Below are 11,705 nucleotides of genomic sequence, written 5' to 3' on the forward strand. Positions count from 1 at the left end.
TGCGTTCCTAAGCCTGCGTCGTAGGAGCGGCTTCGCGGTGAAGCCGGTTGAGAAAGAGGGCGGCGGCGAGCAGATCGGCCGCGCCGCCGGGCGACACGTGCAGTTCGACGAGCCGTCGGTCCAGCAGCTTCAAATGACGGCGGCCGGCAAGCGACGCGGCGCCGCCGAGCGCCAGCACGCGCCGCGCGCCGTCCTGCAGTTCGGCGAGCGCGCCGGGGCCGCCGCGTGCGAGCACGCAGGTATCGTCGAGACTCGCCATGATCGCGAGCAGCGCGTTCAGGCGTGCGGCCGTCTCGCTGTCGCCGCGCCGGCGCGAGCGTGAGAGTTCCGGCAGCGCCACCTCCACGACATGCGGAAAGCCGGCTTGCGCCTGGCCGCGCGCGCCGCCCACGTTGTAGTCGAGGCATGCCCGCTCGCCCTTGTTGCCGGTCAGCGCGGGCGCGTGGCGGTCGGGCACACGCGCGAGCGCTCCGGCGCGCGCGGCGATGGCGTGTGGTGTTCGGTCGGCGGGGTCGACGGGGTCGGCGGGGCCGGCCGCCGCGGCGGTCACGAGCAGCCCGAGCGCCCAGATCGCACCGCGATGGGTGTTCACGCCATGCGTCGCGTCGAGCATGCGGGCTTCGCCGTCGCGCCCGATCGCGCCGATGCGCTCGCGCAGCGACTGCATACGTTGCAGCGACTGCGTCGGCTGCATCTCCTGGCCCGCGCGCGCCAGTTGGGTGAAGGTCGGCTGCAATGCAAGCGCCGACACGCACATCAGTTCCCAGTCGAGATCGTGATGCGCGCCGCGGCCGCGGATGTCGACGAGTCCCGGCTTCGGCGCGAGCGTGGCTTCCTCGATCAGCGCCGCCACCACGTGTTCGCCCAAACGCCCGGCGAGATCCGGTGTCGCGCGTCGCGCTCGCGCTACTGGCATGGCGAGGGTCTCGCGCATCACCAGCTCCTGAACCGCGCGGGCGGCTCATACAAACCGTCCGACCAGTCGACCAGATCGGCCATGCTCTTCGCGGCCAGCAGCGAACGGGTGGCTTCGCCGCGCTGAATGCCGAGGTCCTCCGGCAACGCGACGAAGCCGTCGCGGCGCAGCGTCGCGAGTTTGTCGGCGCTGCTCGTGAGGCCGATGGGCGTCACGCCCGCGACCGCCGCGATCATCTCCTTGCGATGTTCGAGCGAGCGCGCCTTGTACAGATAGGCGATGCCTTCCTCGGTGAGCACGTGCGTGACGTCGTCGCCGTAGATCATGACCGGCGCGAGCGGCATGCCGGACTCGCGGCCGACGTCGACCGCATCGATCGATTCGACGATGGTGGGCTGCCCGCCCGCCTGGAACGTCTCGACCATCTGCACGACGAGCTTGCGGCCGCGCTCCAGCGGACTGTCCGTTTGCAGCAGATCGAGCCACGCCGGGGTGGCGTGGCGCCGGCCATGCGGATCGTGGCCCATGTTGGGCGCGCCGCCGAAGCCGGTGAGGCGGCCATGCGTGACCGTCGACGAGTTGCCGGCGCCGTCCATCTGCAAGGTCGAGCCGATGAACATGTCGACCGCGTATTGCCCGGCAAGCTGGCACATCGCGCGATTGGAGCGCATCGAACCGTCGCGGCCGGTGAAGAAGATGTCCGGCCGTTGCGCGACGTAGGCTTCCATGCCCAGTTCGCCGCCGAAGCAGTGCACGCTCTCGACCCAGCCGGTTTCGATCGCGGGGATCAGCGTCGGATGCGGGTTCAGGGTCCAGTGCTTGCAGATCTTGCCCTTCAGGCCGAGCTTCTCGCCGTAGGTCGGCAGGAGCAGTTCGATCGCGGCCGTGTTGAAGCCGATGCCGTGATTGAGCGACTGCACCTGGTGCCGCTCGTAGATGCCGCGAATCGCCATCATCCCCATCAGCACCTGAACCGGCGTGATGAGGCGCGGATCGCGCGTGAACAGCGGCTCGATGAAGAACGGCTTGTCCGACTGCACCACGAAGTCGATCCACGAGCCGGGGATGTCGACGCGCGGCAGGTCCTTCGGGTCGTCGACGATCTCGTTGACCTGCGCGATCACGATGCCGTCGCGAAACGCGGCGGCTTCGACGAGGGCGGGCGTGTCCTCGGTGCTCGGACCCGTGTAGAGATTGCCTTGCCGATCCGCCTTGTAGCCGGCGACCAGCACGACGTTCGGCGTCAGATCGACGTACAGCCGCCCATACAGTTCGATGTAGGTATGGATCGCGCCGATTTCGAGGATGCCGTCCTGCAGGAACTGCGAGATGCGCAGGCTTTGCGCGCCGGCGAAGGCGAAATCGAGTTTCCTCGCGATGCCGCGCTCGAACAGGTCCAGATGCTCGGCGCGGCTCACGCTCGGAATGATCAGATGCAGATCGTGGACGATTTCGGGGTCCACTTTCGCCAGCGAGCGCGACAGGAAATCGGCCTGCTTCTGGTTGTTGCCCTCGACGACCACGCGGTCGCCGGGGGCGATCAGGGCTTGCAGGACGTCGACGATACGCTCGGCGGGGAGAACCGCGCCGTCCGCGATCGCTGCGACGCGCGCGAGCCGGCGATGCTTTTCCGCGCGGCGGGTGGCCCAACGGGATGAGGACTGACTTTGACCGGACATGTGCGCTCTCGCTCAGGACATGAGGCGAGTCTAGGGAGCGGGGTATCCCGGTTCAATCACGTTCGGGACGCGTCTGTTATCCCAAGGGTAACGATCTGGCGAGCCGGGCGCTGAAACCGCGCCGGGACGGGGCCGGCGGGGTCCCGATCGTTGTCCTGGGGTTTTCCCAGACGGCCGCGCGTATGGGAGCGCAACGAACCCGCATTGCCAGATCGCACCCCGTCGCGCGGGGTGGCGCCGGGTAAGCCCCATCGCTCCTGAACCCTGACGCAAACGATTGGCGGGCGCATCGGCATTCAAGGACCGTCGTGATGCAGCCGACATAGCAACAAGCACCAGGGCAGCAGGTGATGGCCGCGCAGGGCGGCGAATATGACGAAACCGGCGAACGGTGGAGGTATGAAGCATGAATTCCAGACAGATGACCGTACGGGCGAAGCTCACGACGGCGTTCAGCGTGTTAGCGGCGATGGTGCTGGGGGTATCGGTGCTCGCGCTCGTTGCATTGAACGATGCGAACGAGCGCTTCTCGGATTACGTGAGCGGCATTAGCGCCCGCGCGGAGGTGGCCGCGAAGGTGCGCACCGCGGTCGACCGGCGTGCGATCGCCGCGCGCAATCTGGTGCTCGTGACGAAGCCGGCGGATCTGGAAATCGAAAAGGCCGCCGTGACCCAGGCGCACGCGGACGTGCAGGCGCGGCTCAAGCACCTGAAGGAGATGATCGCGAACGCTGGCGATGCGAACGAGGCGGCGCGCGCCCTGGTGGCCGACATCGACCGGGTCGAGGCCCAGTACGGGCCGGTCGCGCTCGCGATCGTCGACGCCGCGTTGAACAAGCGGCACGAGGAGGCGATCGCCATGATGAACGAGCAATGCCGTCCGCTGCTCGCGGCGCTCGTCAAGGCGACCAATACGTATAGCGAATTCACCCGCAACCGGGCCCAGGCCCTGATGCAGGAGTCGGCCCAACACTACGCGACGCAGCGCATGCTGCTGATCGGCATCTGCCTCGCGGCAATCGGCGCGGCGCTCGTCGCGGCATTCCTGATTACCCGCAGCGTGACGCGCGCACTGGGCGCGGAGCCGGCTGCGCTGGGCGAGGTGACCCGGCGCGTGGCCGGCGGCGATCTCGGCTCCGTGCCGGGCGCGCAGGCCGCGCCGCGCGGCAGCGTGCTCGCCTCGATGGGCGAGATGCAGGCGAGCCTCGTGAAGCTGATCGCCCAGGTGCGGACCTCGGCGGACAATATCGCCACCGGGTCCAGCCAGATCGCCTCGGGCAACCAGGACCTGTCGTCGCGCACCGAACAGCAGGCGTCGTCGCTGCAGGAAACCGCGTCGAGCATGGAAGAGCTCACGTCCACGGTGAAGCAGAACGCGGAGAACGCGCAGCAGGCGAGCACGCTCGCCGCCAATGCCTCGGAAGTCGCCCTGAAAGGCAGCGCCGTGGTCGGACAGGTCGTGGAGACGATGACCGACATCAGCGAGAGTTCGACCAAGGTCGCGGATATCACCGGGATCATCGAAGGCATCGCGTTCCAGACCAACATCCTCGCGCTCAACGCGGCGGTGGAAGCCGCGCGTGCCGGCGAGCAGGGCCGCGGCTTCGCGGTGGTGGCGAGCGAGGTCAGAAGTCTCGCGCAGCGTTCGTCGAGCGCGGCCAAGGAGATCAAGGATCTGATCAACGCCTCGGTGCAGAAGATTCACAACGGCTCGACGCTCGCGGGCGAGGCGGGCAAGACGATGGCCGAAGTCACGCAGGCGGTGGCGCGCGTGACCGACATCATGGGCGAGATCGCCGCGGCCTCGGGCGAGCAAAGCCGCGGCATCGAGCAGGTCAACGTGGCGATCACGCAGATGGACACGGTCACGCAGCAGAACGCCGCGCTCGTCGAGGAAGCGGCGGCCGCGTCGACCTCGCTGGAGGACCAGGGCCGCCAGTTGACCGAGGCGGTGGCGTTCTTCCGTCTCGACGGCGCGCGCGCGTGAGGCCCGGCGTGTAAGTCGCGAGGGGGGCGGCGAACCGCGCCGTGGTTCGCTCGCGCCCGTCATGGACAGCGGAGCGAGACCCCCGTCGCGATTCGCTCGCTCAGGCCAGCCACGTTTTGATCGTGGCGGCCATCGTGCCGGTCGAGATGCCATAGCGGTCGTGCAGCGTGGGCAGCGCGCCGGCGGCGAGGAACGCGTCCGGCAGCGCGATCTGCCGGAACGCGGGCGTGACGCCCGCGCCGAGCAGCGTGCCCGCCACGGCTTCGCCGAGCCCGCCGATCACCGTATGGTTTTCGGCCACGACCACCATGCGGCCCGTGCGTTTCGCTTCGCGCAGGATCGTCGCCGTATCGAGCGGCTTGATGGTCGGCACGTGCAGCACGCCCACGCCGACGTTGTCCGCTTCGAGCGCTTTCGCGACTTCCAGCGAGCGCATCGTCATGATCCCGGACGAGATCAGCAGCACGTCGTTGCCGTCGCGCAGCAGCTTCGCCTTGCCGAGTTCGAAACGATAGTCGTATTCGTCGAGCACGGCGGGCACGTTGCCGCGCAACAGGCGCGCATAGACGGGGCCGTCGTGCGCGGCGATCGCCGGCACCATCTGCTCGATGTCGAGCGCGTCGCACGGATCGATCACGGTCATGTTCGGCATCGCGCGCATCAGCGCGAGGTCCTCGGCGGCCTGGTGGCTCGGGCCGTAGCCCGTGGTGAGCCCCGGCAGCGCGCAGACGATCTTCACGTCGAGGTTGTCCTCGGCGATCGCCTGATGGATGAAGTCATACGCGCGGCGCGTCGCGAACACCGCATACGTCGTGACGAACGGTTGCGCGCCTTCATGCGCGAAGCCGGCCGCCGCGCCCATCAGCAACTGCTCGGCCATGCCCATCTGGTAGTAGCGCGCCGGAAATTCCTTCGCGAAGATGTGCAGGTCGGTGTACTTGCCGAGGTCGGCCGTCATGCCGATCACGTTCGTTTTGGTGCGCGCCAGTTCGGCGAGCGCGTGGCCGAACGGGGCGGAGCGCGTGAGCTGGCCTTCGCCCGCGATCGACGCGATCATCGCGGAGGTTTTCAGGCGCGGCTTGTTCTGGATCGTGCTCATGCTTGTCTCCCGGCTTCGAGTGCGTCGAGCGCGAGTTGCCACTCGTGCGCATCGACGCGGATGAAATGGTTCTTCTCGCGTTCCTCGAGGAACGGCACGCCGCAGCCCATCTTCGTATCGCAGACGATGATGCGCGGTTGCGGCTTGTCGTGACGGCGGGCGCTATCGAACGCGCGCTTCACTGCGTCGATGTCGTTGCCGTTCACGCGCTGCGTGTACCAGCCGAACGCTTCGAGCTTGTCGACCAGCGGCTCGAACGCCATGACCTGCGTCGAGGGACCGTCGGCCTGCTGGTTGTTCACGTCGACGATGGCGATGAGGTTGTCGAGCTTCCAGTGCGCGGCGGACATCAGCCCTTCCCAGATCGCGCCTTCGTCGAGTTCGCCGTCGGAGAAAAGCGTGTAGACGAACGCATCCGAGCCCCTGTGTTTCAGACCGAGGCAGCGGCCCACCGCGATCGTCAGGCCCTGGCCGAGCGAGCCGCCGGACATTTCCATGCCGGGCGTGTAGCTCGCCATGCCCGACATCGGCAGACGGCTGTCGTCGCTGCCGTAGGTTTCGAGTTCGTCGGCGGGCAGAATGCCGGCTTCGAAGAGCGCGGCGTACAGCGCAATCGCGTAATGCCCGTTCGACAGCAGGAAGCGGTCGCGTTCGTCCCATGCGGGATCGTCGGGGCGGTAGCGCATGGCGCCGAAATAGGCGACGGCCAGCACGTCCGCGATGTCGAGTGCCTGGCCGATATAGCCCTGGCCCTGTACTTCACCCATCAGCAGCGCGTTTCTGCGGATGCGGTACGCGCGCTCGGCGAGCGTGGCGTCCTCTGTAAGGGTTGCGTTGTCCATGTACGACTCCTTTGGTATCGAGAGATGTCCGGTCTTTCAGCGGTTGACGGACCTGGCCGGCACGAGGAACACGAGCAGGGCGCCCAGCGTCACCGCGATCGAGATGAAGATGAGGCCCGCGGTGGATTTGCCGGTGAGATCGTTGAGCCAGCCGACGATCGCGGGCGAGAAGAACCCGGCCAGATTGGCGAAGCAGTTCACGGCCGCAATGCCCGCCGCGGCGGAGATGCCGCCGAGGAGCGCGGTCGGCAGGGACCAGAACTGCGATGACGACGCGAGGATGCCGGCCGCGGCGATGCTCAGGCAGACGATCGACGCCGCGACACTGCCGAGCAGCGGCAGCGTGGCGAAACCCGCGGCGGCGATCAGCATCGGAATCGCCAGATGCAGGCGGCGCTCATGAAAGCGGTCCGCGCTCATGCCGACCAGCGGCAGCGCGACGATCGCGCACAGATACGGAATCGCGGTGAAGATGCCGACCCACAGCGGGTCCGCGACGCCGGACTTGCGAATGATGGTGGGCAGCCAGAATGTCAGTCCGTACTGACCGAGCACGACGCAGAAGTAGATTGCCGCCATCAGCCACAAACGGCGGTCGCCGATGAAGGCCTTGATCGACAGATGCGCGGTCTTGTGCGCGTTGTCGCCGGCGACGTTGCGCGCGAGCAGCGCCTTCTCGGTATCGGTGAGCCATTTCGCGTGGGCGATGCCGTCGTCGAGATACAGCAGGATCGCCACGCCGAGTACCAGCGACGGCAGTGCTTCGAGCAGGAACAGCCACTTCCAGCCGGCCATCGAATAGACGCCTTGCAGCGAGTGCATGATGAGGCCCGACAGCGGGCCGCCGATGATGCCCGCGAGCGGAATCGCCATGAAGAACAGCGACAGTGCTTTCGCGCGGCGCGCGGAGGGAAACCAGTACGTCATATAGAGGATGACGCCGGGCGCGAAGCCCGCTTCCGCGACGCCGAGAAGAAAGCGCAGCACGTAGAAGACGGTTGGCGATTTGACGAACACGAAGCTCGCTGAAATCACCGCCCACGTGAGCATGATGCGGGCGAGCCAGCGGCGCGCGCCGACCTTGTGAAGAATCAGATTGCTCGGCACCTCGAAGAGGAAGTACCCGAGAAAGAAGATGCCGGCGCCCATGCCGTACACCGTTTCGCTGAAGCGCAGGTCGCTCAGCATTTGCAGCTTTGCGAAGCCGACGTTGACGCGATCGAGATAGGCGCCGAGATAGCACAGCATCAGAAACGGAATGAGCCGGCGGCTGACCTTGGCGTAGGTTTTGGCTTCGAACGTCGGCGAGTCGCTACGGGGAATCGCATCGCCCGTGACGGGCGGCGCGCTGTATCTGGATTTCATGGTTGTCTCCTGTCGATCGGAGTTGGCGCTTTAGCGCCTTACTCCGATCCCATGCTTCGCGGTCGACGAGAGTTAGCGCTTTAGCGCTTACTCCGATCCCATGCCAAGCTGCCACGGCCCCGGGTTGTCCCAGGTGCACGCGAACCCAAGCCGCGCAAAAACGCGGCGCTATTTAGTGATTTAGTGAATCAGCATGCCGCCGTTCACATCGAGTGTGACACCCGTCAGGTAACTCGACAGGTCGCTCACCAGAAACAGGCAAGCGTTCGCGACATCGGCGGCGTCGCCGAGGCGTCCGAGCGGAATGCCCTTGATGATCTCGACGCGCATCTCCGGCGTGAGCTTGTCGCCCGTGATGTCGGTCTGAATCAGACCCGGCGTGATGGAATTGACGCGAATGCGGTTCGGGCCGAACTCGCGCGCCATCGCCTTGGCGAGTCCGAGGACGCCGGCCTTCGCGGCGCTGTAGTGCGGGCCGCCGAAGATGCCGCCGCCGCGCTGCGCCGACACCGACGACATGCAGACGATGCTGCCGCCGTTCTGCTCCTTCATCGCGGGAATCACGGCTTGCGACATATAGAGCGTGCCGCGCAGATTGACGTCGACGATCGCGTCGAAGTCCTTGCCGCCGATCTCCAGCGTGCGAACCGGCTGCGTGATGCCGGCATTGTTGACGAGCCCGTCGATCCGGCCATAGCGCTCCAGCGTGGCGCGCGCGGCCGCGACGCAGGCGGCCTTGTCGGTCACGTCGCACGCGAGTCCGAGGTGTTGCGCGCCGAGGTCGGCGGCCGCCGCCTGCGCGTCCTCCTCGCGCAGATCGAGGATCACCACCTGCGCCCCCTGGGCGGCAAGCGCTTTCGCGGTTGCCTTGCCGATACCGCGGGGCGATGCCGCGCCCGTCACCATGATGATTTTGTTCTCCAGCAACATCGCTTGTCTCCTGAGTGTTGATTTGATGCCTGAAGTGTCGGCTCGCGGGCCGGCGGCATCAACGCGGAAACGCTCAACAATGGCTGAGAAAAATTCAGGTATTCAGGTGTGTCGACTGTGGCGGGCGCGAAGCGCTCCGACTATCGCCGAGCCGCGGAAGAGGCGGCGGCCTCGCGCTCCATCCACGCAAGAAACCGCTCGACGCGCGGCAGTTCCGCGTTTTGCTTCGGGTAAACCAGGTGGTGCGCGCCGACCTCGACCGCGCAGCTATCGTCGAACACTGGGACGAGCAGGCCGTCCCTGATTTTCACCGATGCGAGCATGAGGCTTTCGAGCGCGATGCCGAGGCCGAGCGCCGCCGTTTCGATCGACATGTACGAGCGGTCGAAAGAAAAATCGAACGTCTTTTGAGGCGCGGACACGCCTGTTCTGCCGAACCATTGCTTCCACTGGACGAGCGGCGTTTCCGAATAGATCAGACGATGCGCCAGCAGATCCGCCGGCGCGTTCACGGGATGCCGTTCGAGATACTTCGGCGCGGCCAGCGGGGCAATGAACTCGCCCCGGATGGTTTTCACTTCCAGATTGCTCCAGTTGCCATAGCCGTGACGGATGTCGATGTCGTAGTAGCCGTTCGAGAAAGACACGTTCTCGTACGAGCAGGCCAGATTGAGCTGGATGTCGCCGTTCGCCTCCTGAAAGGACGACAGCCGCGGAAGCAGCCACATGAGGCCGAAGCTCGGGCTCGAATGCACGCGCAGGATGTCCACTTCCTTGCGGCTGGACGCGCGTTCGGTCGCGCGGCTGAGATCGGCCAGCGATCCGGTTACATCGGAGAGATAGCGCTCGCCGGTCGGCGTGAGCACGAGGCCGCGCCCGGACCGCTGAAACAGCGGCTGGCCGATGATCGACTCCAGATTGCTGAGTTGATGGCTCACCGCCGAAGCGGTCAGGCCCAGTTCCTCGGCCGCGCGATTCACGCTTTTGGTTCGGGCCACGCTTTCGAACGCGATGATCGCCTTGAGCGGTGGGATACGCATGGGGAATTTTTCGGTTGCGGGTGAAGGGCAGGCGAATGAAAGCGGCTTGACATGCATTATCCGTTTTTCGCTCCCGAAGCGCGATCGATGCGGGGCGAGTTTGCCCGAGGCGCGAGCCGCTAGCAGGCTGCTGAAATACAGTCCGACAGAAGCAGCCTTTCTGCACTTACGCGGCTCTCGCCACAAGGTTTATCGCATTGTGCAATTTCAACGTGAATTCCACGCTTGTTCGGCAGTTTGAGGCCAATTTCTGGCTTCATTGCCGCGTTTTTCGCTGCTACAGACGGACTTGTGTCAGTGAGCGCATGCGCACGAGGTTGTAGGCAGCCATGTTCAACACGAACATCTGGTCCACTTTCTTCAACCCGCGCACCACCACCTGGCGCATGCGCCCCACGGTCTTGGCCCACCCGAAGCCTTGTTCGATCAACTTGCGCTTTTGCTGCGAAATGGCGTAGCCCACGCTCGAGGCAATGGTATCGGGCACGGATGAACGCCGCCCCGAGGTGTTTTGCGCAACGTGCGGTGTGACCTTCATCTGCTGGCACGCCTCGATGAATTCCTGTGCGTCGTAACCCTTGTCTGCGCCCAGCGTGATTTCTGCGCTCGCATCTTCTGCCGCTTGCCGCGCGTCGTTGATCATGACCTTGGCCGCTTCGCGCTCGGCGTGCCCGTCAGCGCGCGTCACGCACGCGTTGACCACCAGACCATGTCGATTGTCGGTCAGCGTGTGGCCCATGTAACGCAATTCGCTGGCCGTATTGCCTTTGCGATAGAGCCGTGCATCGGGATCGGTCCGGGACTCATGCGTCTCGTTGCTGCGCTTCTCGCCTTTAAAGTCGCCTGCGTTGCCGCCGTCGCTGTCCTGATCGTCACTGTCCTTGGGCACGAAGCTCTTGTGCCCCGCCCACGCCTGGATCAGCGTGCCGTCCACGCTGAAGTGCTCTCCCGAGAGCAGGCACTTCTTCTCAGCGATCGCCACCACTTCGTTGAAGAATTCGATCACCGCATCATGCTTGATCAGGCGTTCGCGGTTCTTCGTGAAGACCGTCGGTACCCAAACCTCGTCATCCATCGCCAGGCCGATGAACCAGCGAAACAGCAGGTTGTATTGCACCTGATCCATCAATTGGCGCTCCGAGCGGATGCTGTAGAGCACCTGGATCAGCATGGCTCGCAGCAACTTCTCCGGCGCGATGCTCGGCCGCCCACCCTTGAGGTCGGCCTCGTACATCCCGGCAAACAACCGATCCATCTTCACCAGTGCTTCGTTCGCCATCACCCGGATCGAACGCAACGGATGCGACTTCGGAACGAAGTCGTCCAGCTTGCGCATGGAAAACAAACTCTCGGTGAATGTGTCGGCGCCGCGCATGATCTCCAAGGGGCAAGTGGGGGTCTTCCATCAACGCTTCAGGGGCCTTCAGCGATGACATTACCGCCGATACTTCAGCAGCCTGCTAGTGCCGCTCGCTTGGTCCGATTGGATGACGATGGGCTGGCTTTGGAATCCCGCAAACGTTTTGCGGGTTTTTTATTATGTTTGGCCGGTCGGCCGAGGAGCGGCGAAAATCCCGCCAAAATTTAACGTTTATCCCTCTAATCATGTTTTTTGGGCTTTATCGCGTCATTCGAAAAACACCAGAATTTGCGAAGTCCAAGGGCAGAGCGAAGCGATCCGGCGCAGTGCGCGAAAACAAAATTAATTTATGAAGCGGAAAGCTTTTAGAAGGAGCGCGGATCAGAAAGTATTGGGGCGATCGGCCCGCGCCATGTCTCATTAGAGCCTACGGAAAATCGCGCTTTATTGCCCAGGTTTCAGGCAATTATTGCCTGAAAACGATTCA

The 11,705-nt window shown here is 64.9% G+C and carries 8 protein-coding genes and 1 pseudogene; 1 reads left to right on the forward strand and 8 read right to left on the reverse strand.

Annotation, left to right across the window (positions count from 1 at the left end):
• Nucleotides 1-7: 7 nt before the first annotated feature.
• Together CUJ90_RS08185 and mdcA are read right to left on the reverse strand one after the other, a co-directional pair.
• Nucleotides 8-934, reverse strand: coding sequence for a triphosphoribosyl-dephospho-CoA synthase (locus tag CUJ90_RS08185; RefSeq protein ID WP_114162382.1), 927 nt, complete (start codon nt 932-934; stop codon nt 8-10).
• On the reverse strand, nt 934-2,595 hold the full coding sequence (mdcA, locus tag CUJ90_RS08190) for a malonate decarboxylase subunit alpha (protein ID WP_083083655.1): 1,662 nt from the start codon (nt 2,593-2,595) through the stop codon (nt 934-936). Before mdcA ends, CUJ90_RS08185 begins: the two co-directional genes overlap by 1 nt.
• A gap of 406 nt (nt 2,596-3,001) precedes the next feature.
• On the opposite strand from mdcA, the pseudogene CUJ90_RS08195 reads away from it, so the two are divergent.
• Nucleotides 3,002-4,579 (forward strand): annotated as a pseudogene (locus CUJ90_RS08195) (methyl-accepting chemotaxis protein); the annotation flags it as partial.
• 103 nt (nt 4,580-4,682) lie between these two features.
• Here CUJ90_RS08195 and CUJ90_RS08200 read toward each other — a convergent pair.
• The 6 genes from CUJ90_RS08200 to CUJ90_RS08225 form a co-directional block, all read right to left on the reverse strand.
• A complete protein-coding gene (locus tag CUJ90_RS08200) occupies nt 4,683-5,681 on the reverse strand; it encodes a transketolase family protein (RefSeq protein WP_114162384.1) in 999 nt (332 codons plus the stop codon).
• Nucleotides 5,678-6,523, reverse strand: a complete 846-nt coding sequence (locus tag CUJ90_RS08205) for a transketolase (RefSeq protein ID WP_114162385.1) — start codon at nt 6,521-6,523, stop codon at nt 5,678-5,680. Before CUJ90_RS08205 ends, CUJ90_RS08200 begins: the two co-directional genes overlap by 4 nt.
• A 36-nt stretch (nt 6,524-6,559) precedes the next feature.
• A complete protein-coding gene (locus CUJ90_RS08210; RefSeq protein WP_083083659.1) occupies nt 6,560-7,888 on the reverse strand; it encodes an MFS transporter in 1,329 nt (442 codons plus the stop codon).
• A gap of 180 nt (nt 7,889-8,068) precedes the next feature.
• Nucleotides 8,069-8,818, reverse strand: coding sequence for an SDR family NAD(P)-dependent oxidoreductase (locus tag CUJ90_RS08215; protein ID WP_114162386.1), 750 nt, complete (start codon nt 8,816-8,818; stop codon nt 8,069-8,071).
• 140 nt (nt 8,819-8,958) lie between these two features.
• Entirely contained in the window at nt 8,959-9,858 is a 900-nt protein-coding gene (locus CUJ90_RS08220) for a LysR substrate-binding domain-containing protein (protein ID WP_083083661.1), read from the reverse strand.
• 277 nt (nt 9,859-10,135) lie between these two features.
• Nucleotides 10,136-11,233, reverse strand: coding sequence for an IS5 family transposase (locus CUJ90_RS08225; protein WP_073432981.1), 1,098 nt, complete (start codon nt 11,231-11,233; stop codon nt 10,136-10,138).
• Nucleotides 11,234-11,705 lie beyond the last annotated feature (472 nt).

Origin of the sequence: Paraburkholderia terricola, from assembly GCF_003330825.1 — a bacterium.
GTDB classification, from domain to species: domain Bacteria; phylum Pseudomonadota; class Gammaproteobacteria; order Burkholderiales; family Burkholderiaceae; genus Paraburkholderia; species Paraburkholderia terricola.

What these genes read in the sequence shown, in the direction of transcription:
- CUJ90_RS08185 (WP_114162382.1), bottom strand. Translation starts at nt 934, where the DNA reads ATGCGCGAGACCCTCGCCATGCCAGTAGCGCGAGCGCGACGCGCGACA.
- mdcA (WP_083083655.1), bottom strand. Translation starts at nt 2,595, where the DNA reads ATGTCCGGTCAAAGTCAGTCCTCATCCCGTTGGGCCACCCGCCGCGCG.
- CUJ90_RS08200 (WP_114162384.1), bottom strand. Translation starts at nt 5,681, where the DNA reads ATGAGCACGATCCAGAACAAGCCGCGCCTGAAAACCTCCGCGATGATC.
- CUJ90_RS08205 (WP_114162385.1), bottom strand. Translation starts at nt 6,523, where the DNA reads ATGGACAACGCAACCCTTACAGAGGACGCCACGCTCGCCGAGCGCGCG.
- CUJ90_RS08210 (WP_083083659.1), bottom strand. Translation starts at nt 7,888, where the DNA reads ATGAAATCCAGATACAGCGCGCCGCCCGTCACGGGCGATGCGATTCCC.
- CUJ90_RS08215 (WP_114162386.1), bottom strand. Translation starts at nt 8,818, where the DNA reads ATGTTGCTGGAGAACAAAATCATCATGGTGACGGGCGCGGCATCGCCC.
- CUJ90_RS08220 (WP_083083661.1), bottom strand. Translation starts at nt 9,858, where the DNA reads ATGCGTATCCCACCGCTCAAGGCGATCATCGCGTTCGAAAGCGTGGCC.
- CUJ90_RS08225 (WP_073432981.1), bottom strand. Translation starts at nt 11,233, where the DNA reads ATGCGCGGCGCCGACACATTCACCGAGAGTTTGTTTTCCATGCGCAAG.